At 35.2% G+C, this 22,591-nt stretch carries 16 protein-coding genes and 2 riboswitches; of the genes, 4 read left to right on the top strand and 12 right to left on the bottom strand.

Translation table 11 applies throughout. The annotated features are described in order from the left end of the window. Positions 1-37: 37 nt before the first annotated feature. The gene (locus tag Bccel_RS17955; RefSeq protein ID WP_050753607.1) at positions 38-1,771 is read right to left on the bottom strand and encodes a sensor histidine kinase; all 1,734 of its coding nucleotides are present in this window, start codon (positions 1,769-1,771) and stop codon (positions 38-40) included. Between the two features lie 31 nt (positions 1,772-1,802). Then, the gene (locus tag Bccel_RS17960; protein WP_050753608.1) at positions 1,803-2,780 is read right to left on the bottom strand and encodes an ABC transporter substrate-binding protein; all 978 of its coding nucleotides are present in this window, start codon (positions 2,778-2,780) and stop codon (positions 1,803-1,805) included. A 603-nt stretch (positions 2,781-3,383) separates the two neighbouring features. Here Bccel_RS17960 and Bccel_RS31650 point away from each other — a divergent pair. Continuing rightward, on the top strand, positions 3,384-6,116 hold the full coding sequence (locus tag Bccel_RS31650; RefSeq protein ID WP_242853081.1) for an endo-1,4-beta-xylanase: 2,733 nt from the start codon (positions 3,384-3,386) through the stop codon (positions 6,114-6,116). 187 nt (positions 6,117-6,303) lie between these two features. Further along, positions 6,304-6,483, top strand: a complete 180-nt coding sequence (locus Bccel_RS17970) for a hypothetical protein (protein ID WP_036938860.1) — start codon at positions 6,304-6,306, stop codon at positions 6,481-6,483. 77 nt (positions 6,484-6,560) lie between these two features. Here the strand turns inward: Bccel_RS17970 and Bccel_RS17975 are convergent, their stop codons facing one another. Together Bccel_RS17975 and Bccel_RS17980 are read right to left on the bottom strand one after the other, a co-directional pair. Beyond that, entirely contained in the window at positions 6,561-10,298 is a 3,738-nt protein-coding gene (locus Bccel_RS17975) for a diguanylate cyclase (RefSeq protein ID WP_050753609.1), read from the bottom strand. A gap of 10 nt (positions 10,299-10,308) precedes the next feature. Beyond that, a complete protein-coding gene (locus Bccel_RS17980) occupies positions 10,309-14,043 on the bottom strand; it encodes a diguanylate cyclase (RefSeq protein WP_050753610.1) in 3,735 nt (1,244 codons plus the stop codon). Between the two features lie 198 nt (positions 14,044-14,241). Then, a riboswitch (cyclic di-GMP riboswitch) is annotated at positions 14,242-14,325 on the top strand. A gap of 94 nt (positions 14,326-14,419) precedes the next feature. Further along, positions 14,420-14,513: riboswitch (cyclic di-GMP riboswitch) on the top strand. Positions 14,514-14,700: 187 nt separating this feature from the next. On the opposite strand from Bccel_RS17980, the gene Bccel_RS17985 reads away from it, so the two are divergent. Further along, a complete protein-coding gene (locus tag Bccel_RS17985; RefSeq protein ID WP_036938863.1) occupies positions 14,701-15,543 on the top strand; it encodes a transglutaminase-like domain-containing protein in 843 nt (280 codons plus the stop codon). A 122-nt stretch (positions 15,544-15,665) separates the two neighbouring features. On the opposite strand, the gene radC is transcribed toward Bccel_RS17985, so the two are convergent. The 7 genes from radC to mtaB all read right to left on the bottom strand — a co-directional run bounded on the left by radC (position 15,666) and on the right by mtaB (position 21,505). Then, entirely contained in the window at positions 15,666-16,340 is a 675-nt protein-coding gene (gene radC, locus Bccel_RS17990; RefSeq protein ID WP_036938865.1) for a RadC family protein, read from the bottom strand. Positions 16,341-16,408: 68 nt separating this feature from the next. Continuing rightward, on the bottom strand, positions 16,409-17,464 hold the full coding sequence (locus Bccel_RS17995; RefSeq protein WP_036938869.1) for a DUF3048 domain-containing protein: 1,056 nt from the start codon (positions 17,462-17,464) through the stop codon (positions 16,409-16,411). Positions 17,465-17,601: 137 nt separating this feature from the next. After that, positions 17,602-17,898 (bottom strand): DUF1292 domain-containing protein, encoded by a 297-nt coding sequence (locus Bccel_RS18000; RefSeq protein WP_036938871.1) that lies wholly within the window; start codon positions 17,896-17,898, stop codon positions 17,602-17,604. A gap of 180 nt (positions 17,899-18,078) precedes the next feature. Then, entirely contained in the window at positions 18,079-18,489 is a 411-nt protein-coding gene (gene ruvX / locus Bccel_RS18005; protein ID WP_036938873.1) for a Holliday junction resolvase RuvX, read from the bottom strand. Positions 18,490-18,567: 78 nt separating this feature from the next. Further along, positions 18,568-19,515: an aldo/keto reductase gene (locus Bccel_RS18010; RefSeq protein WP_036938875.1), complete on the bottom strand. Its 948-nt coding sequence runs from the start codon at positions 19,513-19,515 to the stop codon at positions 18,568-18,570. Between the two features lie 127 nt (positions 19,516-19,642). Then, complete coding sequence (locus Bccel_RS18015; RefSeq protein ID WP_036938877.1) at positions 19,643-19,897, bottom strand: IreB family regulatory phosphoprotein; 255 nt, start codon at positions 19,895-19,897, stop codon at positions 19,643-19,645. Positions 19,898-20,200: 303 nt separating this feature from the next. Beyond that, on the bottom strand, positions 20,201-21,505 hold the full coding sequence (gene mtaB / locus Bccel_RS18020; protein WP_036938879.1) for a tRNA (N(6)-L-threonylcarbamoyladenosine(37)-C(2))-methylthiotransferase MtaB: 1,305 nt from the start codon (positions 21,503-21,505) through the stop codon (positions 20,201-20,203). Positions 21,506-21,745: 240 nt separating this feature from the next. Between mtaB and Bccel_RS18025 the strand changes: the two genes are divergently transcribed. Then, complete coding sequence (locus tag Bccel_RS18025) at positions 21,746-21,973, top strand: HPr family phosphocarrier protein (RefSeq protein ID WP_036938881.1); 228 nt, start codon at positions 21,746-21,748, stop codon at positions 21,971-21,973. Between the two features lie 176 nt (positions 21,974-22,149). On the opposite strand, the gene Bccel_RS18030 is transcribed toward Bccel_RS18025, so the two are convergent. Further along, positions 22,150-22,590 carry a 2-thiouracil desulfurase family protein gene (locus tag Bccel_RS18030; RefSeq protein ID WP_036938884.1) on the bottom strand — a complete coding sequence of 147 codons (441 nt, stop codon included), beginning with the start codon at positions 22,588-22,590 and terminating at the stop codon, positions 22,150-22,152. Between the last annotated feature and the right edge of the window lies 1 nt (position 22,591).

The following is a 22,591-nucleotide window of genomic DNA, read 5'->3' on the forward strand; positions in this document are numbered from 1 at the left end:
ATTTTCAAACGACTGACCAACATCATGATTCAACCAATTAACAGGGGAAATCAATAATAAAGGTCACCCCATCCCCAACGGTGCTTTCACACACAATAGAACCCCTCAGCATTTTTGTTACAATGTTGTAAACAATATTCAATCCCAAACCCGTACCGACGCCCCATCCTTTTGTCGTGAAGAAAGGATCAAATATTTTCCCTAAATCATCTTCTCTGATTCCCTGCCCATCATCAGAGTATATTAAAATGAACATAGATTCCTCTTTCTTAAATTCAATCTTGATAATACCCTCATCATCTTCACCATATGCATGCAGTAAAGAATTCATCAAAAAGTTGGTGAGTATTTGTGAAAAAGCACCAGGAAAACTATCGATCATCAAAGACGGATCACATTCAAGATTTATAACAAGTCGTGTTTTTTTAAATTGAGGCTGTAATGAAAAAACAATCATTTCAAAATACTCTTTAACATAAAACGGTCTCTTTTCTTCAGATACCTGATCCACCGTAACCTGTTTAAAGCTTGAAACAAGTTTTGCCGCTCTTTTCAAATTAATCTGAATGATTTCTGTTGTTTTAACACACATATCAGCATAATCTACAAGTTGGGATTTTTTTATGTGATCACTATGGACCAATGATGTGAACTCCTCGGTTTTGTTATTAAGGTGTGAAGATGCAGTAAGTACAATCCCAATAGGTGTATTGATTTCATGTGCAATACCAGCTACCAACCTGCCCGTAGCAGTCATCTTTTCAGACTGAACAAGTTGTGCCTGAGTTATCTGAAGGGTCTCTAATGTTTTTTTCAGCATAATATTGTCATTCATACTTTGTTTTGAATATTCATCAAGCTGTTGATTTACTTCAACCAGCTGTTCATTGGTTCTTTGAAGCATATCATTGGATTGTGTAAGCTGGCTGGTCCTTTCCTTGAGTTTGCTCATCATCACATTAAACGATTTTGCCAGCTCCTCAATTTCATCATTTGAGCTTACATTGATTTCATCCACATTGAGATTACCAGCTGCAACCATCGACGTCATTTTGCAAAGTTTTTTTACAGGCATCGAAATATTATTGGATATAATAAATGAAATGAACAATGATAAAACAATGACTCCTATGATATAGATAATATTAATGATACCATTGATTTTAAATTCATTATGTACTTGTGCCTTGACTAATTCACAATAATTCAGCTCATTGAGAAGGAAATCCTGTATATTATCACTCATGGTATTGATAATTACATTGAGATTTTCCCATGATGCCGAAATCTCTGTAAATGACTTGTTTGCTTTTATCTTTTGACCTATTTTATCGATCTGTTCCTCTAATGTAGCGACCGTACTCTTTACAGTTCCTATTTTTGCTTTGCTTTCATCTGTTTCGACATTCTTTGAAATATCCTCCAGATTTTTTTTGATACTTTGAATGATTTCAATATGCCTACCATCCTGAAATTTTTGTCTACCATAACATATTTCTCTAATTTCCGGAGAGAGCTCATCCTTGGCCACTGTTATAATGCTGTTTGCAGTTGTAAGATTTGTTATAATCCTATTATATTTCGTCTCATTGTCATAAGCACTTTTATATATCATGGCTGATAGATAAGTTAATAAAAAAATTAAAATCAGGAATGAAAAAAATATTTTCTTCCGAATTGGTAACCTGGCTCGATTCACTTGATCATTGATTTTTTCTTCTATAGAATGAATCTTTGATTTCAAAGTTATCGGAAAATTGAATTTTATCACAATCCACCATCCCTTACTCGGATAAACTCAATCATTGCTGTTTGAGTAATTCTAACTTTTCTTTGGCATTTTCCATATCAAAAATTCCCTCATTTGTTTTGATCCACTTCTCCACCTTTTCACCCGAGGCAATTTTTTTGATGGTTTCAAATAACTGCGGACCGAGATTTGGACTGCACTCTACAGTAACATTAGATTTGCCTTCCAAAATTGCGTTGAATATATCCTGCGAAACTGCATCCACTGATACTATCTTAATGTCCTTGCCAGGTCTTAATCCGTATTCATCAATTGCTTCAATTGCACCCAAAGCCATGTCATCATTATGTATAAATGCCGCATCTATCTTTTTTGCATCATCCTTCAAAAAATATGCCATCACTTCTTTGCCTCTTTGCCTAAAAAAATCTCCTGTCTCTGATTTAACAATTTTCATATTAGGATAGTTTACAAGCTGATCTTGAAACCCCTTTTTTCTTTTTATTGCAGGGTCCGAGCCTGTATTTCCTTGGATTTCTACAATATTTCCAGTTTCATTTAGAAGCTTAGCCATTCTCTTACAGGCATTTACCCCTTCTTCATAAAAATCTGAACCAATTAACGTAACATACAGTGACTGCTCAACATTGGCCTTGCGGTCAACCAGAATAACAGGTATGCCTGCATCTTTTGCTTCCATCAGCACTACATCCCATCCATTATCAACGACTGGCGAAAATGCAATGAAATCTACCTTTTGGGCAATAAATGAACGGATGGCAGTAATCTGATTTTCCTGTTTCTGCTGTGCATCCTTAAATATAAGATTTATTCCGGCTTCTTCAGCTGCCTTTTTTATTGAAATTGTATTGGTAATCCTCCATACAGATTCTGCACCCACTTGTGAAAATCCTACCGTGAGTTTCTTTGCTCCTGATGTTTTACTCGTATCTGGTCTTCCACAAGACACCATAATTAGATTCAAACATAATATAATTAAAAACAGTGTATACCATTTGAAATCTTTCATATTCTTCATCTCCAGTCGAATATAATGCATCACTCATGATTCACTGCTAATTTAAACTTAATGCCTATTACCAGATTGATAATATTAGAATAGAATAGTAATAATCATAATAAAATTAGGAAAAAATATTAAATTTTAATAGCATGAAAATAAAAAAGAACATATATTTAATTATATCATAAATATAGAATACTGCAATAACTCAATACTGCAAGATTACGGTAAAAGCATGAACCCACTTTCTGCCTATACCCTTTATAAAGAGTTTTTTAAAAAATGCTGTTTCAGCATTTTATTTAGGCAGGACCTTACTATGCGAGGTTTCTTGCTGAATATCGTGTGCCGGAGTTTTGCTGGAATCCCTGCTTTTTAAGCTCAATACAAGCTACCGTTCTTGTATTCATCTTTTCTTATTTAATTTAACAGTTTTTTAATAGTAATCCAATTAGAGGTTTTATTTTCTAGTAAAAAAAGTCTTATGGAAATATGTTATTACTTATGATACATTCATAATATAACATATTTTTCCGTAGTACAAATTTATAGAAAGAAGGTGAAGTTTTATAGTTAAACAAAAGTTCAAAAGCGAAAGGAGAGTGTAAAATGAAACAGAGAATGAAGGTAGTTTTTTCAATCTTTATGAGTCTTGCCATGTTGTTTTCCTTGTTTCCAGCGACCGTACAAGCAGCCACAACGCTTACATCAAATGCCACCGGTACCATTGACGGCTATAACTATGAATATTGGAAAGATAACGGTACCGGTACTATGACACTCAATGGGGGTGGCACATTTAGTTGCTCATGGAGTAACATCAATAATATATTATTCCGTACCGGTAAGAAACTAGGCTCTACAAAGACTTATCAGGAATATGGTAATATCTCAATTGACTACTCTTGCAACTACCAGCCCAACGGCAACTCATACATGGCTGTCTATGGGTGGACGGAAGATCCTCTTGTAGAATATTACATTATAGATAGCTATGGTACCTGGAAGCCACCGGGAAATGGTATAGCGATGAAGGGAACAGTTACTGTTGATGGACGTACATATGAAATATACCAAAACTCCAGAACTGGACCTTCTATTAAGGGTAACACAACTTTTCAGCAGTATTGGAGTATATGCACATCTAAAAGAACAAGCGGAACCATAAGTGTCAGCGAACACTTTAAAGCATGGGAAGCTAAAGGAATGAAGATGGGCAAGATGTACGAAGTCTCAATGGTTGTAGAGGGATATCAAAGCAGCGGAAAAGCTGATATGACTAAAATGAATCTTAATGTCGGCGGCCCAGCTCCCTCAACACAGCCTTCAACCCAGCCTTCTATAAAGCCTTCAACCCAGCCTTCTATAAAGCCTTCAACACAACCTTCTGTACAACCTTCAGGATCCACAAACAATCAGCCTCTTCGTGTTTTAGCAGAAAAAATAAGGGCTAAAGGCCATGAATTTTATGTCGGTGCTGCGATCCCGGGAAATTTTAGCATTAGTGACCAAGATATTGTAAAAAAAGAATTTGATATTGTTACATGTGAGAATAACATGAAAATTGGCACAATATCTCCAAGCAGAGGTCAGTATAATTACAGCGGCGGGGATAGTTTGGTTAATTTCGCCAAAGCCAATGATATGGTTGTTCATGGTCATGCTTTTGTGTGGCATAAGTATAACCCAGGCTGGGTAGACGGAACCAAGAGCATGATGGAATCATACATAAATGCTGTCGGTACACATTATAAAGGTAAAATTTATGCCTGGGATGTTGTAAATGAAGCATTTCAAAAAGATGGAACATATCGTATTAATGCAATTGGATCCAATGGTCAGGATGGTGCTTCTGTCTTTGGACAAAAGCAGGGCAAACAGTATATTGAGGATGCATTTATTGCTGCTCGCAAAGCTGATCCAAATGCTAAACTAGTGTATAACGAATATGATTTAGAAACCAGACCTGCCAAATTTGATGGTGTTTATGCAATGGTAAAGGATTTTAAGAGCCGCAACATTCCAATTGACGGTGTGGGTTTTCAAATGCATTTGGGACCTAGCTTTACTGAGGCAGATGCCCAAAGATTTGCTGATCAAATGCAGAAATTAGCAGATATAGGCGTTGAAAGTTATGTAACTGAAATGGATGTAGGCTGTTCAGATACAACACAGGCCGGACTTGCAAAACAGGCTGAAATATACGGGTGGATAGCAAAAGCATGTGCAGAACAACCTTACTGCAGAGCCCTCCAGGTATGGGGCATAAGGGATTCTCAGTCATGGCGTATAAATCCGGATTCTCCTGAAGACAGAGCAATAGCTCCATTAATTTTCAATGACAACGGGCAGAAAAAACCGGCATATTATGCAATACAAAAAGCTTTAGCAGATGCTTTAAACTCTTCATCAATACCAAACCCAACTACTCCACCAATCACAGTTCCATCATTAAAAGGTGATCTCAATGATGACGGAATTATAAACATGGCAGATGTTTTACTTGTAGCAACATCTTTCAATGCGACTCCCAGCTTTCCAAAATATAATGCAGCTTTCGATCTTAATGAAGATGGTGCTATAAACATGGCAGATGTTCTTATTATTGCACAGAATTTTAATAAACCGGTAACTAAAACTTCATCAAATCCAACAACAAAAGCTCCACCAACACCTACACCAACAAAGGCAGTTTCACCAACTGTATCAAAAAACCCTAATGCAAAGCTTCTTGCATTGACATTTGATGATGGTCCGGATAATACTCTTACAGCAAAAGTGCTTGACAAACTTGATAAATATAAAGTCCCCGCAACATTTATGATGATCGGCCAAAAAGTAAACAGTGGTACATCCGCTATTATTAAAAGAATTGTGGATTCAGGCCATGAGATAGGAAATCACTCATGGGGATATGATAATATGGGTGGCATGTCATCATCAGCAATAAAAGATTCTATCAGTAAAACACAAGCTGCTATTAAACAATATGCAGGTGTAACACCCAAGTTCTTCCGTGCACCAAACCTAAATTATAGCCAGACTCTATATGATGCTGTTGATTTAACATTTGTACAGGGTGTTACTTGTAATGACTGGAGCACATCAACATCTGCTGCCGATAGGGCAAATGCCATTATTGCAGGTGCTAGAGACGGCACAATACTCTTGATGCATGATGTTCAGCCATTGCCTCATCCAACGCCTGAAGCTCTTGACATATTGATACCCAAGCTTCAGAGTCAGGGTTATGAATTTGTAACTCTTTCTGAATTGTTCGAGAGAAAGGGCGTTGCATTAAGGGCAAATGATAATATTGCTCATACTACACTGCCTAACTAAATAGTTATTATGACAGCTTGTACTTCCTACTAATTTTAAAGGGACAGAGTGATTTAAATAATCAACCTGTCCCTTTACTTGTTTGCAACAGCATTAAAGATAAAATTTAAATAAGATGTTTATTTTTTTAAATAACAGCTATATAATCTATATAAAGTTAATCATATAATTCATAAAGGTGGTTAGTATGCCTAAAAAGAAAACATTCCGTGTCATATTTTATAGCTTTATCATATTAGCAGCATTATTTTTATGTGTTATTAAGCTGGCTGATGCTAAATTTTCATCTATTTGGTTGTACATTTTGGTTATAATAATATTTACATTCAGATTGATATCCTCTATTAAAATAACAAAGGATGGTTAATCATGAAAAAAAATATGAGTTTGAAGCTGAAATAAGTACCGGGCTATCCAAGTCTCTGTCCGGTACTTTTTTAATCTCTAGGAAATTATAGCATATTCTACATGCTCATTGTACGGTATGGAAGAACCTTCATCCCACGCTTTTTTGAATGTAGCTTCATTAAGCGTGGATTTCAACTTGTCCAAACGTTCTTTATAGTCTTTCATATCATCTTCCGCAACAATATTGCATAGATCATCTATATAATATCCTGTTATACCAAAGAGCTTTGCTGCTTTAATACGGTCTCCCAATTCTGCAATACTGCCAGCCAGACCACCAATACTCAAAAACAAAAAAATATTGTTTGTTACCTTAATTTTATCATATAGTTCAATACTTGCCAAAAACAGCTTATATGCCTCACTATAATTTTCCAGCGTCATTTCTATTTCTGCCAGATTTCTATAAATCCAAACCTGACCGCCTTTATATCCTATCTTATCTAAAATTACCATACTTTCATGATATAACTTTTTTGCCTCATCAAAATTCCCTTGAAATCTGGCAACTTCCCCCAAATCCTTTATGGAAAAAGCAGTCATATACTGGTAACCAATCTCTCTGCTTATTTCAATATTTTTAACATAATACTCTCTCGCTAAATCATATTGACGCTGAGATCTGGCCAGTTCAGCCAAGCTAATGAGTGAATCCATCAGTCCGGCTCTATTATCATTTTTTTGACATATCTCATAATATTCTAAAAACAATTCTTCCGACTTTTTAAAATCTCCCTTTGATCTTGCAACCTGCCCCATCTTATGGATCGCTCTACCCATACCAATTTCATCTTCCATATCCTTATATAATTGATATGCTTCCTTTGAAAATTTATCAGATTTGATATAGTTTCCAGAATAATAATAAATGTTTGCCAGTTCAATCAGCACTTGTGCAATTCCAGCCTTATTCCCTATTTCTCTAAAAAATCCTAAACTTATATTCCATAAATAGTATTGCATTGATTCATAATTCGCACCATATAACATCAATCCAATTGCGTAAATAATACTTGCTTCCTCATACTTATCACCGTTCTCTATTGCCAGTTCCAAGCCCTCATTCAAGGATTTTTCAGCACCGATTCTGTCACCATATAATAGTAAGAGCCTTCCAGCCCATCTGTAAACTTTAACCAGGTTAATAGTATCAGAGCTATTTCCATACCTTTTTAAAATTCCTTCGATACATGTCTTCCCTTCGTTTAGCCTTCCACGTATCTCCCAAAATGAACCTAACGCCCCAGCCATCCTGACTTCTGTTTCAACATCCTTTTGTACTAACGAAAGTTCCATTGCAGCATATATATTTAAATAACTTTTTTCAATCTTTCTTAGCCATAAGTACTGCTTTGGTCCACTATATTCCTTCTCGGCATTTTCAACCAAATAAAGGTAATAACTAATATACCTTTTTTCTATACCATCAATAATGCCGCTGTTTTTTAACATTTCTTCAGCATATTCTCTAATAGTTTCCAGCATCGTATAATAGATTTCATTATCATTTTCAATGTATAAATATTTTAACAGACTTTTATTGCTAATAGAAACCAATGCATCCTTAATATTAATTACACCTATAAATTCCCTATCCACGATTTTATCGACGGCTTCCGCGGTAAACTCACCTGAAAATAATCCAAGGCACACAAAAAACTTTCGTTCATTTTCATTTAGAAGGCTGTAGCTCCACTCAATTGTTTTCCTTAGTGTGGCATGTCTTTCTGGAAGGTCTCTCATACCCCCGCTTAACCACTTTAACCTCTTACGGCTTTGCTCTATCATTTCATCTAATGACAACTGCCCCATATTTGCAGCCGCAAGCTCAATCGCAAGAGGTATACCCTCAAGCCTTGAACACAGCTCTGCAACCCGGGATACATTATCTTCAGAAAGTACAAAATCACTTTGAACCGCCTGTGCTCGTGCTATAAACAAAGCAACAGAATTATTCTGTGCAAGCTGTTCCAATGACAGCTTCTTCCCAAGCTCAGGTATTTCCATTGGTTCTAGATTGTATACCTTTTCTCCATCAATATCTAAAACTACTCTGCTGGTAACTACGAAATGTATGGCAGGTTCACTGGTTAACAGCTCTTCTACCAGATAAGCTACATTAATCAGCTGCTCAAAGTTATCAAGTATAATAAGAGTATGTTTACCTTTTAAAAATTCCTTTATTGATTCTATTGTATCTACGCCAGGTTTTTCAATTACCTTCAATACTTTTGCTATAGCAGTTAGTACTAAATCAGATTTTACTATGGATGATAGATTTACAAAGTATACCCCTCCCTCATAACTAGTGAGTTCGGAATATGCTACCTGTATGGCAAGTCTTGACTTTCCAATGCCTCCAGGCCCTAACAAAGTAATAAGCCGATTTGTTTCAAGCATATTTTTAATTTCATCCAATTCACTTCCCCTGCCGATAAATTCGTTAACCTCAGCAGGTATATTATTAGGCGGAATTCTAAAACTTAGAAAGGAGTTATTATCGTCATTGATATTTTTGTAGGAATCGTCTAAAATCCACTCATGTTCCCCTTTCTTATTTAGCATTCCGTTTTCTATCAGATATGTAACTAATTCTTTTAATTTTTTAGGCAACCCTTTAGTTTTTTGGTAAATCCAATCTAAAAACTCCTCTGAAGGCTCCCATAAAAGGATACTCCTTATAAATATTCTTACACCTGCAAAGGAAATAGAATTAAGGTTGACTATATCAAAGAGCGGAATATCAAAGTTCACAAAATTGACATAGCTGTTCACCTCTGATGTATATACTACACCAATAACCATATTATTGTTTTTACCAAGAAGCAAATACCTTAAAAGGTTAAGAGTTGCATGATCTAAATATGCCAAATCATCAACTATTATTATAAGGCCATCTTTTTTCCCAGTTGAAACACACTCCTTTAATGCCCTTTCAATTCCTGCTGTTCCGGAAATTTTATCAGAAAAAGATACCTCATCGCATTCCAGCAAAACTCCATATGCTTTAACCTTAAGCTCCCTGGCTGCATTAAGTGTTATCACTTCAAAATTTTGCATAGCAGCTATTTCATCTATTTTCTTTACAAAACTCGTTTTTCCTGAACCGGGTGACCCGATTATACTCAATACTCCACGTCCTTCTTCTCTCAGCTTACTTAAAAACATTCTTACCTTTCGTATCTGATCATCTCTTTCAATAAGTCTTGAAGCCTCTTTATCCAATAATATCTCTTTAATATTGTTACTAATGATGCTAACAACCTGTCCACGCCCTCTATGTTTAGCTTCGTAACACATATTATCTGCATTTTTTATTATTTCTTCAGGACTTAGGCCATCTTCAGGATATGCAGCAACACCTATGCTTAAAGAAATATTAATCTCACAATCTTCTCTAATTTTTAAACTCTTTACATTAAACAGCATCTTCTCAGCAACAAAACAAGCCTCTTCTTTATTGGTATTTATAAGAATAACAACAAACTCATCCCCGCCATATCTAAACAAAAGATCTGATTTCCTTATGGATTCTTCTATACTGTGAACTACTTTTATAAGAACATTATCCCCAAAGGCATGTCCGTATATGTCATTTATATTTTTAAAGTAATCCACATCTATAAAACATAATGACAGTGATAAGCCACACTTATCAGCCCATTCAAGCTCCCTTAGAAGCCTTTCATCCATAAGACTTCTATTAAATGCACCTGTAAGAGGATCCTTTATACTTATACTATTATCATTAGCATGAGGAGTAATATTTTTCATATGTATTCTTTTATACCTCCATTGAATACCTTAATACATTTTCCAGATCCATTGAATATCCTTCGTCGTATGCTTTTCTAAAATCTTCTTCACTCATTTTAGATTCAATGTATAAAAAGCGTCTATCGTATTCAGCCATATCATTTTTTGATATTATTCTTTTAACTTTATCAGCTAATAATTGTGCTGCTCCAATCAGTATTGCAGCTTTAATGAGATTACCCGATTCTGTTTCAACCTCAGCCAGCCCGCCAAGTACAAGCATTAAATGCACCAGCGATCTTTGCTTTGTTATTATATGCAGTTCAAGGCTCTTAATAAAATATGCCTTCGCCTCAGCAAAGTCACCATCTATCATTTTAAGTTCTGCCAAATTTCTATAGACCCATATTATATTTCCCTTATGATTAATCTCTTTTAAGACTTTAAGACTGTTTTCATAAAAGTCTCTTGCAAGGTTGTAGTCACCTCTGTAACGGTATACTTCACCAAGATCATTCATTATTCTTGCTTTAAGCTCTTTATACCCTATATCTTCGCATATGTTAAGGTTTTTATAATAGTATTGGAGTGCCAAATCATACTCACCCTGAGAACGCATAATCTCTGCAAGGCTAATCAGTGACTCTGTAATTCCCATTTTATCATCAAGCTCCTCATGTATATCAAGAGCATTTTTAAAAAGACGAATTGCTTCTTCATATTTACCCTTTGACCGTTCAGCATACCCTAATCTAAGTAATGCCCAACTCATGCATCTTTTATTTTCAGTCTCTTTACTTAACTGTAAACTCTCATTTGAGTATTCAGATAACATGTCATATTTCCCAACATAAAAATCCATCATACCCAAATCACTTAAAATAACTGCCATACCCGACTTATCATTTATCTGCTTATATAATTCCAAGCTGTCTAGAAGCATTTTTTCCTGCTCCTCCACATTTCCAATAAGTCCGTAAATATACGCAAGGTTATGGAGGATGGATGCCTCTACCTGTACATTTCCCAATTCCCTGCATAAAGCAAGTCCTTCTTCAAAAATTATCATAGCTTTCTTATTCTCACCTTGTAGCATCAGCATTTTTCCATACCAATGATACACTTTAGCAAAAACTTCCGATTTATACTTCCCTTGATATTTGTCAATAATTCCTTCAAGTAAGTTTTTGCCTTCAGACCAAAAACCTCTTGTCTCCCAAAACAATCCCATTGCAGCGGCTAGCCTTAATTCCATATCGGTATTTCCAGCTTCCTGCGACCATTCTATAGCCCTACGGATATTCAGGTACGCCCTTTCTATCCTATTAAGCCATTCTTTCATCATATGACCGTTAAGTTTTTCATTGGCTTCCTCAATAAGCATGAGATAGTATTCCGCATGACGTTTTACATAAATCTCATACTCACAACAGTTCTTTAGGTTATTAAGTGCATATTCCCTGATTGTTTCTATCATATCTAAGTAAATCTCTTCATTCCTAGTATTACTAAAGCTAATCCTTATCAAGCATTTATTTATCAGCATTCTGAATCCATCATTTATATCAAGGCTATCCAACCCCTCACTTACTACATTTTCCGCTGCCTTTTTGGTAAAGCTGCCTGCAAAGATTCCAAGCCTGTTGAAAAACTTCTTTTCAGCTTCACCAAGCATATTATAGCTCCACTCAATTACATTATTAAGGGTCTGCTGCCTCTCAGGTACAACTGTCATTTCTTTCCAAGCCCATTTTAACCGTTCCTTGTTCTTAATAAGCATTTCTTCAATACTCAATTCATTTATATTGGATGCAGCAAGCTCAATTGCCAAAGGTATTCCGTCAAGACTTCCGCATAACTCTATTACAAGCGGAGCATTCACTTCTGTCAAAATAAAATCAGGCTTTACAGTTTGAGCCCTTGTTATAAAAAGAGCAATCGCGGGATCTACAATTATCTCCTCTACAGAATAAGTCTTATCATTCTTTTTTATATCCATAAACGGAATGTTATATATATATTCACCTGAAATCCTCATAGCTTCTCTGCTTGTTACAAGTACAGACAGTAATGGTGCCGCTGCTAAAAGCTCAGATATTATTGAAGCACTACTTATAACCTGCTCAAAATTATCCAGTATAACCAGGCAGTGCTTGTCACTAAAATACTCCTTTACAGTATCGAACATAAGCTGTCCAGACATTTCCTTAATATTGAGCTCTGTAGTAATGGCTGATATGACCAGATCTGGCTGGTTTACAGATGCTAAAGGAATAAAATATACCCCGTCCTTATAATCATTCAATCTTTCTATAGCAACTTGAATAGCAAGTCTTGTTTTTCCGATACCGCCAGTTCCAAGGATTGTCACAAGCCTGTTTTTATCCAGCAGCTTATTTAATTCCCGAATCTCATTCTCACGTCCAACAAACTCTGTTGTAAGCTTTGGAATGTTGTTATATGGCATATTGGACTTTATTCCAAGTCTTTTATCAAGATAAACATTTTTATATTCTTCATCAATAATAAATTTATTGTTACTTCTTATTTTTATTACATCCTGTTCGTAAAGGTATGATAACCCTTCAAAAATATGCTTTGGAAGCCCCTTTGTCTGGTTATTTAACCAAGTTACAAACTCATCCGGCACATCACATTTTAATATGTTCTTTAAGAGTTTATAAGTTCCAACCAATGTTAATGGTTTTATTTCATAAATCTCATATAATGGTACTTTAAGGTTTTCAAAGCTCCTTAAATCATCTTTTTCATTGCTGTAAACAAGGCCTATCGACTGAAATTTGCCGTATATCATTAAATACCTTATGAAATTAATGGTGGCATAATCTGTATATTTAAGATTATCAATAATAAAAACTATTCCCTTTTTATTATTGGCATTAACCAGATTTATTAATGTATTTTCTATATAATCAATGCTAATATAACCATTAGCAGAGTTAAATTCTTTGGACTTCTTAATAACTCCATATGGCAGCGATTTCAATTCATCATTAGAGGAAAGCTTAATTGTGTATAAGTTATCTTTTTCCGCCAAAGAAAAAACACGATCCAATAAAACAGTACATCCTGATCCGGAAGGTCCCAAAAGGCCCAAAACTCCTCGTCTGGCTGAAGGCAGGCTTTCTATAAAGTATTCCAATGAAATATCTACACGTTCCCTCTCAACAAGTAAATCACCATTGGAAAAATTTATACAAGTGTTGTCCAATTCACAATCACTTATAATGCATCCTCTTCCATTACGCTTTGCCTCGTAGCACCTGCTATCTGCTGACTTCAGAAGGGCTTCAACCGATTGGGCATCTCCAGGAAAAGATGCAACGCCCATACTTAAAGATAACGTAAGCGGAGGGTTGCCAACAACAGGTTCCGACTTAAATACTTCATGTATTTTAATCAATAATGGTAAAGCCTCTTCTTTTTGGGTATTGGGAAAAATCAATACAAATTCATCTCCCCCATACCTAAATAGCATGTCGGATTTTCGCATTACCATCCCGATTCTCTTGACCAAACTTACCAGTACTTCATCTCCTCTTCCATGGCCATATGCATCATTTATACTTTTAAAATAATCCAGATCAATAAAGCATAAAGACAGAGGTAAATCACAACGCTTAGCCCAATCAAACTCCTGTATCAGTCTTTCATCAAGCATGGCACGTGTATATGCTCCTGTAAGTGCATCATATATTTCCTTATATTTGTTATCAATACCTGACGAACTTAAATCAGCCATATGCCTCTCTCCTCTATATACCTTATAATTAATTCTTATAATTTAGAAATACTTTAAATGTATATCGTCATTTCTATTTTTTTTATAATAAGATTTAGATAAATAAAAGATAAATTTAAATGGACCCATTGAAAATTACAACAATAAGTAGTAAAATATAAGTGTAGGAGATTTATGTAATTAATTTAATAGTAAACATACTGATAATGACAAACCTATCGAAAGATAGGGACGTAAAGCCCATGGGTCTAAGGTTTATTCTATGACAGCCGGGTTGCCAAAGGTGTTAGGTCAGCTTTTATAAAGCTTATACCAGCTCTGTTTGGCAAGTCATTCAGAGTTTTTTTATGTTCACTTTATTAATTATGTAAAACCCTTTCGACAATGGCAAACCTTTCGAAAGAAAGGGACGCAAAACTTCAGGTCTAATGTTTATACCAATTTTTATACTTAAGAATTGGATTCCAGGAATTTTATAGGGTTATCTTCCAGGCAGTAATTCTATTATTAAAAGCAATTTCATGCTTTTAATTCATGATTTTCAGCAATGGTTAATTCATCTTTATCATACCCCAAATGGAAGTACTCTTTTTTAATCCTTGAAAATTTCCTGGCATGACTATGACGGCTGAGTAACCGAAAAAGGGGGATTTTATCATGAATCGATTGATTAAGTTTTTTTTGATTTTAACCATCACTTCTTTGTTTTCAGTTACACCATTCCAAGTATCAAATGCCGATGAGCCAAGTTTAATTGTTGAAAACGGAGTATCTTTAATTAATATTCCTTCTCAAGTTGATGGAAAAATAAGCATCTCCGGCCAAACAACCAAACAAAAGATTAAAGCCCTTATAATAAAAGATACTTATCAGGAATGGTTTGATATTGATCTGGAAAATGGAAAGTTCAATGAAGACATATGGCTTACAGAAGGTAAAGGCCAATATGACGTGAATATCATGGTTAATCTCGAAGATAGAAAATACACATACGGTCCTAAAATACACGTTGAAAACGTTTCCGAGGTAAATCGTTTTCTCGTTCCCACCAAGGATGTAGAAAGCAATGATCCTGCCATCTCTGATCTCGCAAAGCGTCTTACCCGCCTCTCAAAAACTGACCGTGATAAAGCCAGAAATATATATAACTGGATTACAAGAAACATAAAATATGATTACGATAAATATCGCAGACAGCTGGCAAATGATTATACAGATATCTATGGTGCTACAAATACCTTTAAAACTAAAAAAGGTGTTTGCTATGACTTTTCAACCCTGTTTGCTGCCATGTCCAGATCTATAGGACTGGAAGCCAAGGTTATCCGCGGCAACTATGTATCTGGTAAGCGCCAGGAATATCATGCATGGAACGAAATACATCTAAAAGATGAAGGCAAGTGGATAAAGCTGGATTCAACTTTCGGATACGCATTGAATAAAAACTATTTTGATAATAAGGACTTTGATGATGACCATGTAAAAATCGACGAAATGTAGGATAATTACCGAAATTTTCGGATCATATAAAGCCAGTTGCTTGGGGGTCGTTAAATACTACAGCAACTGGCTTTATACTTTTTATAATTAATTTATATTGGTTTTTACTATAATATATCTGATTAAATTCCTTTCATAATACCCTTTTCTGCAAAACTTACATATTTGTCCCCTGCAACAATAATGTGATCTATGACATTTATTGATATTGCCTCTAAAGCAACTCTAATCCGCTCAGTCACCTCGATATCTGCCCGAGACGGTTTCATACTGCCTCCAGGGTGATTGTGGGCAAGAATAACACTGTTTGCCTGATGCCTAAGTGCCGTCTCTACTATAAGTCTAGGATATACTGGCGATTCATTTATTGTTCCCTCTTGAATCAATGCCGAATAATTCACCCTGTTTTGGCTGTTTAAACAAATAAGATAAAAAGCTTCGTATGTTCTGCCCATAAATAAAGACACAACAAACTGCCCAGCTTTTGCAGAACTGTCCAATACAGGCTTATCCCCCCATTTATCATTAAAATACCTTCTGGAAATGGAAGGTATTAATGAAAGAAGAAAAGCAGAGTTTTCTCCTATTCCTTCTGTATTATTGAGATCTTTTATGTCCGCTTCAAATACGCCTGATAATGAACCGAACTTTTCCAAAAGCTTATGTGCTATTTCATTTGTATCCCTTCTCGGTATTGAATAAAAAAGAAGCAGCTCCAATACCTGATGGGGTTCAAATCCGTCCAATCCATCATTAAGAAATCTTTCTTTCAGCCTTTTTCTATGACCCTCATGCATAGTATCACCTGTATAACTTATATAGTATATACTATTTCGGCATTAATTTCTAATTCCTGAATAAGCAATTATTCAATAATTACTTTTGAATTTATAGGCACTATCTGTATCCATGTCAGCCCAGGATTCAGCACAATGGGCTTACCGCTTTCATCTGTATAGTTTGTCTTTGCAGTTCTTGATTTTTTCGACCATTTAATCTTGATTGCATTGCCACATGAAACAAACCATCCATTCCCGCTGCCAACATCTTTAAGGTCTTGTCTTCCTTTATCGTCGCCCTTTATTCCATAGATCGGTACATGCTGGACAATTATATTCTTAACCTCTAACTGTCTTTGACTTACCCTTTCCATATGAGGATCGCCGTTACGGGACTTCTTATATATTTGATTTGAAGGATCAAACTCATATGTATTGAATATTCTTGAATTATACTTTACTGTTACTTTGTTTGCCTTATTATCAGAATTTAATTTCTCATCTGTTTGATTGTAGCTAAAAAGCAGCTTCTTTTCAGTAGACTGCTTGTACTTGGCCTTTTTAACAAAATTCATTACATTATCCATGGATGTATAAGAATCCTGCCAATTCCTCCTGTCCTTTGTCAAATCCCAGAAAACTTCCCCTCCATAGCCTACACCATTTATATTGTTTATTTTGAACTTTGAAATATCCTTCATAGCCATTGGACTCCAACCAAAATGCACATAAATGGCATCATGTTCCATAACATAATCAAGATAATAATGTCTGGAACTTCTTACAGGACCAATCATTGTTGGTTTAGTACCCCAGAACACCGGCATCAACCTGGTTTCACCGCCTTCTACAGTTATCTCATAAACCAGTTGTGCCTTATTAAGACCTCCCTGCGGCAATACCCTTTTCCCTTCATTATCAATCATTACCGCCACCGGCCTTACGCCTTCCTTTGGAAAAATAAAATCAGTTGCCTTTTGAGTAGGTGTGGGTTCAACTATTGGAGTATTGGTATAAGAAGGGCTTGGAGTAAATTGTATCGGTGTATTGGTAGGTTTTAAATTCTTATCATCCCTATCGCATGCTGCTATGCTTGTTATAGCTATAAAAATGCCAACTAATATAAAAATTTTTCTTAGCATAAGCTTCCCCCGTAAAAAATTAAGTATAAATAATATTTTGCTATTCCTAATCTCCTATATATAAACAGAAGGATCAATTCTTTCAAATTGTCCCTCTGTCCTATACTTACCTTATAAATATTTTGTTTTACAAAATATTATTCAGAAAAATCAAACTCATCTTCCATTCTGACTTTGAATTCCTCAAAAACCATATTCAGTTCACGCTCATCTTCGACACTAATGAAAGAATCTTCACCCTCTTCATTATGCTCTATCTTAAGAATCAATACCTCGTCAGTATCACTATCCTCTTCCTGTTCCTCTTCCATTTCAACAGGCAAAAGAACAACATATTCACTGCCATTCATTTCAATTGTATCAAGGTGTTCGAACTCAACTTCTTCTCCGTTTTCGTCAACTAAAACTACTACATCATCTCTCTCTTCGGACATTATAATCCCTCCTTTTCCTTTATCAGAATTTAATTATATCATAGTATCAAAAGTTTCCCAATATTTTCTCACTAAATTGTAAACATTAAATATATTTAACATAATATTTTGTTTTTATACATTCACATAAGGAATGACTAAAATATCACTTCTAATTTTCAGCAATGTTTACAAGTAACGTTAAAGGCTGTCCAAATAATTCTGAAGTATATACACAGCAGCAATTTGATCCTCAATGGCTTTTTTCTTTGACGTTTTTATACCCATGTCATGCATAGCCCTATTAGCAGCTTTAGTGGTTAACCTTTCATCCCATGGAATTACTTCAAGCTTTGACTGCTCTTTTAAAAGATTTATAAATTCCATTGTTTTTTCCCCTCTTTCACCAACAGTACCATTCATATTCCTGGGAAATCCAACGACACATTTTTCTGCCTGATTCTGTGTTATAATTTCAACTATCCTTTTTAAAGGTTTTTTAATATCTGTATCCCATCTGATTGTCTCTACACCTCGTGCAATCATTCCCATCGGATCGCTTATTGCAATTCCGATCTTCTTATCCCCATAATCAATACCTATAATTCTCATTTTCCCTCCATATAGTCATGATCAAAAAATAACTTCCGCTATAAAATTTCGCTCATGCCTTAGTACATACCTATAATTTTACCTTATTTTTATTGCAAACATAGAGCATACACTTGAGCAATATCCACATAAAACACACTTGTCCATATCTACTTCAGCTTTGCCATTTGCAACTTTCAAAGCACCTTGTCCGCACCTCTTCACGCAGCATCCACATCCATTACACCAATAATCAATATGTAGTATTCTCTTTTTATTAATTAAAGCATACCTGATATTTTCCGATACATCTTCACCTTTAAACACACTTATATTCATCTTTACTTCTTCTATCGACTGCATGCCTAATGCAATGGAATGAATAAAAGGAATTTTTAATACAAAATCCATGCAATCCTCATAACTCTTTATAAGATTACCTCCACCTAACGGCTTCATGCTATATATTCCTTTTCCTGCATTATAAGCCTTTTCTACTGCTGCCAGCATTTCCTCTATAGTTCCGTCACCTATTCCAAGGCCCGTCATGTTAACCAATGGGTGTATTACATCTATCTCAGGCATATTTGCCGCTGCCTCAACTACTTCAACATTATGAGTGGATACGCCAACAGCTTTTATAATTCCCTTCTGCTTTTGCTCCAAATAGTAATCAAGGGCATCTCTGTGCCCCCTTAATGTTAACTTGCTTTCCTGCTCATGAAGCATGAAAATATCCAGGACATCAACATCCATTTCCCTCCTGGCTTTCTCCACACTATCTCTGGCGGATTCATTGCTGTACGCATATGATTTGCTTGCGATAACCGGCTTAATTTTAGCAATCCTGATTGCTTCTTTAATATGAGCATATGTTCCATATAATTCAGCTGTATCAATAAAGTTAACACCCATTTCAAATGCACTTGCTATGATTCTTGCGCCTTCATCTATTGAAAGATTAGCCTGCAGCGGGCCTATAATCAGACCCCCAAAACAAAGCCTGGATACCTTTAACCCAGTATTGCCCAATTTTATATAATTCATAATAGACCACCATTATTTCCTCTACGTTAAAATCACCATGTAATTTTTCAAGACATTAAAAAAGGACATCCTAAAACCATTAGCTGCAAGCTAATCTACCGGACTGTCCTCAAAAATCAACAACAAATTATTTTTTCTCTTCCAGATAAAATCTGACAATCTCCTCTAAAAGCTCATCACGTTCAAGTCTTCTTATTATGCTTCTTGCATTGTCATGACTGGTTATGTAAGTAGGATCACCTGAAAGTATGTATCCGACTATCTGGTTAATAGGATTATATCCTTTTTCCTTAAGTGCATTATATACCAATGTCAATATCTCGTGTGCAGAATTCAGTTTTTCCTTATCAACTTTGAACATCATGGTTTCGTTATTAACCATTTATAACCACTCCCCCAACTACATAGTGTTGTATGATTATTTAGTGCCATTCCTTACACTTATCGTTAAAATAATGTGAGGTTAGTTACATATCTTATTAAGATCTCTTCCGTAAAAAAAGACATATATTGCTTCAACAATCATAGAACTTTTAGGCTATTGAATAATAGTACTTAAGTACCATTATTATAATTGTAATACAAGCGAATAAAATATGCAACAATAACCAATCTTAATTTGACAGCATTATCTAGCCCTAATTATTTTTATCACAATTATATTTCACTTATCGGTAATAATCGTTTAAGCATTTAAAATATTTCCCAGAATGTAATCCTCTTTTGCTTCTACAAGCTTTACATCTAAGATTTTTCCCTTTGTATTGCTTCCTCCCCTTGATACAACACGGGAAAAATTCATAGTCAAGCCTTCCACATAGCCACTTAACAAATCGAACTCCTGCTCAAATAAAACCTGAACTGTTCTGCCTACCATTCTCATATTAAACTTATGCAAATTTCTATCTGACAGCTTTAAAAGGATTGAGCTCCTCTCCTCTTTTTTATCCGGTGTAACCTGATCTTTAAAAGTTGCTGCAACAGTACCCTTCCTTGGCGAATATTTAAAAACATGCATTTTGGTAAGAGCTATTTCCTCCAAAAAACCTAGTGTTTGGTTAAATTCAATATCTGTTTCTCCCGGAAAACCTACCATTATATCAGTTGTTATGGATACATCAGGTATATTGTCCCTTAAAAGTTTTACTACATTTGCATAATCCACTGTAGTATATTTCCTGTTCATTCTTTTTAAAGTTTCATCACACCCACTCTGAAGAGATATATGAAAATGAGGGCACAGCTTTCTAAGGTTCTTTACCTCTTCAACAAACTCCAAACTTACAATATTTGGCTCTATCGATCCCAATCTGATCCTTTCAATACCGTCAAAATCATGAATATCCTTTATAATTTCAAGAAGTGAATATCCTATATCCCTTCCATAAGATGCCAAGTGTATCCCTGTAAGAACTATCTCCTTAAATCCGTTTTGTGCAAGTCCTTTAACTTCATTGATAACATCTTCCCTATTTCTGCTTCTTATCGGTCCCCTTGCATAAGGTATAATACAATATGAGCAATAATTATTACAACCGTCCTGGATCTTTAGTATTGCCCTTGTCCTTTCCTTATATGAAGTCACGTCAAGCTTTTCAAATTTGCTAAAGCATTTTATATCATCAACATAGTTTATTTTGCTGCTTCCCGATTTTATTTCCTCAAGAAACTCTATTATTTTTCCCTTATCCTTGGTTCCAACAACCATGTTAACCCCAGGTATACGCTCCACCTCTTCCGGCGAAGTCTGAGCATAGCAGCCTACAACTATAACAAAGGATTGGGGGTTGTTCTTCTTGGCTTTCCTTATGACATTCCGTGATTTTCTGTCACTCATGCCTGTAACTGTACAAGTGTTTATTACATAGACTTCAGCCATAGTATCAAAATCTACAACCTGATAGCCTTCATTCTCAAAAATCTCTGACATGGCACCGGTTTCATACTGATTAACTTTACAGCCAAGTGTAAAAAAAGCAACTCTTTTCATTAAATTTCCCTCAATAACGTTTTATATATTTTTAATCAAAAGTTTGTTAGTTATGCACAATTGGTGGTAAAACCCTTATATCAATGGCATTTCAACTACTTAATTATAAAACATTGCAAGTGATTTAACAATATCATCATTGACTTAGCACCAAAAACAGGATAATATTAATTTGAGATTGTTGTTATAATTACGTGTTTTATAGTAATACCAGCATTTAGAGAAAAGGGGGTTTGAATTATGAAATCATTTAACATTATTTTAAAATCCATTAATGATGTCAAAGACTTTGTTAATATCGTAAACAGATATGATTTTGATGTTGATTTGACATCAGGCCGTTATGTTGTTGATGCTAAATCAATTATGGGAATATTTAGCTTGGATCTTGGAAAGCCAATTAAAGTTGATGTACATTCAGACGATTGTGAAAAATTCTGCGAAGAAGTTAAAAACTTTGTAGAATAATCTGAAAAATCAATATACTAATGAATTAAACTTCCGATTTTGATAAGGGCATTTCAAAAAATACATCATTTAAGTATTTTTTATGGGATATCATCAATTCAGCTTTTTGAAATGCCCCATTGACCAGCTAATTATTTGCTAACATCTAAATCAAAATCGGAAGTTATATTTTATTTCTAGTGTTTTTCACTTATTACTTCTATATCGTTTCTTAAAAGCAGTTCTGAAGTTACTCCATTTCCATCTATCAATCTTCCTGAAAAAGTACCGTCATAAACTTTGCCGTAGCCGCAAGAAGGGCTCTTTGATTTTAAAATGGCTTTCTTTACGTTAAGCAGCTTAGCTATTTTTAGAACTTCCTGTGCACCCTTTATAAACTCCTCGGTCATATCCCTGCCATCTTCTCTTACCACACTGCATTTAGAATCTAAAACATCCGCACCCGAACCTCCTGCTATTTCAGTTTTAAGCCTTGGGGTGGGACATCCTCCTAGCTGCTCCGGGCATACAGGTATGGCTTGCCCTTTTGAGACAAGCTCAATAATTCTATCATCCGCATTGTTTCCACCATTATACTTGCAGTCAATGCCTGCTAAACATGCACTTACAATTATCATC

The organism is Pseudobacteroides cellulosolvens ATCC 35603 = DSM 2933 (assembly GCF_001262605.1).
Taxonomy (GTDB): domain Bacteria; phylum Bacillota; class Clostridia; order Acetivibrionales; family DSM-2933; genus Pseudobacteroides; species Pseudobacteroides cellulosolvens.

Coding starts and splice junctions, on each gene's coding strand:
- Bccel_RS31650 (WP_242853081.1), top strand. CDS start 3,384: ATGAAACAGAGAATGAAGGTAGTTTTTTCAATCTTTATGAGTCTTGCC.
- Bccel_RS17980 (WP_050753610.1), bottom strand. CDS start 14,043: ATGGCTGATTTAAGTTCGTCAGGTATTGATAACAAATATAAGGAAATA.
- Bccel_RS17995 (WP_036938869.1), bottom strand. CDS start 17,464: ATGCTAAGAAAAATTTTTATATTAGTTGGCATTTTTATAGCTATAACA.
- radC (WP_036938865.1), bottom strand. CDS start 16,340: ATGCATGAGGGTCATAGAAAAAGGCTGAAAGAAAGATTTCTTAATGAT.
- ruvX (WP_036938873.1), bottom strand. CDS start 18,489: ATGAGAATTATAGGTATTGATTATGGGGATAAGAAGATCGGAATTGCA.
- Bccel_RS18015 (WP_036938877.1), bottom strand. CDS start 19,897: ATGGTTAATAACGAAACCATGATGTTCAAAGTTGATAAGGAAAAACTG.
- Bccel_RS18000 (WP_036938871.1), bottom strand. CDS start 17,898: ATGTCCGAAGAGAGAGATGATGTAGTAGTTTTAGTTGACGAAAACGGA.
- Bccel_RS18025 (WP_036938881.1), top strand. CDS start 21,746: ATGAAATCATTTAACATTATTTTAAAATCCATTAATGATGTCAAAGAC.
- Bccel_RS17975 (WP_050753609.1), bottom strand. CDS start 10,298: ATGAAAAATATTACTCCTCATGCTAATGATAATAGTATAAGTATAAAG.
- Bccel_RS17985 (WP_036938863.1), top strand. CDS start 14,701: ATGAATCGATTGATTAAGTTTTTTTTGATTTTAACCATCACTTCTTTG.
- Bccel_RS18010 (WP_036938875.1), bottom strand. CDS start 19,515: ATGAATTATATAAAATTGGGCAATACTGGGTTAAAGGTATCCAGGCTT.
- Bccel_RS18030 (WP_036938884.1), bottom strand. CDS start 22,590: ATGATAATTGTAAGTGCATGTTTAGCAGGCATTGACTGCAAGTATAAT.
- mtaB (WP_036938879.1), bottom strand. CDS start 21,505: ATGAAAAGAGTTGCTTTTTTTACACTTGGCTGTAAAGTTAATCAGTAT.
- Bccel_RS17960 (WP_050753608.1), bottom strand. CDS start 2,780: ATGAAAGATTTCAAATGGTATACACTGTTTTTAATTATATTATGTTTG.
- Bccel_RS17970 (WP_036938860.1), top strand. CDS start 6,304: ATGCCTAAAAAGAAAACATTCCGTGTCATATTTTATAGCTTTATCATA.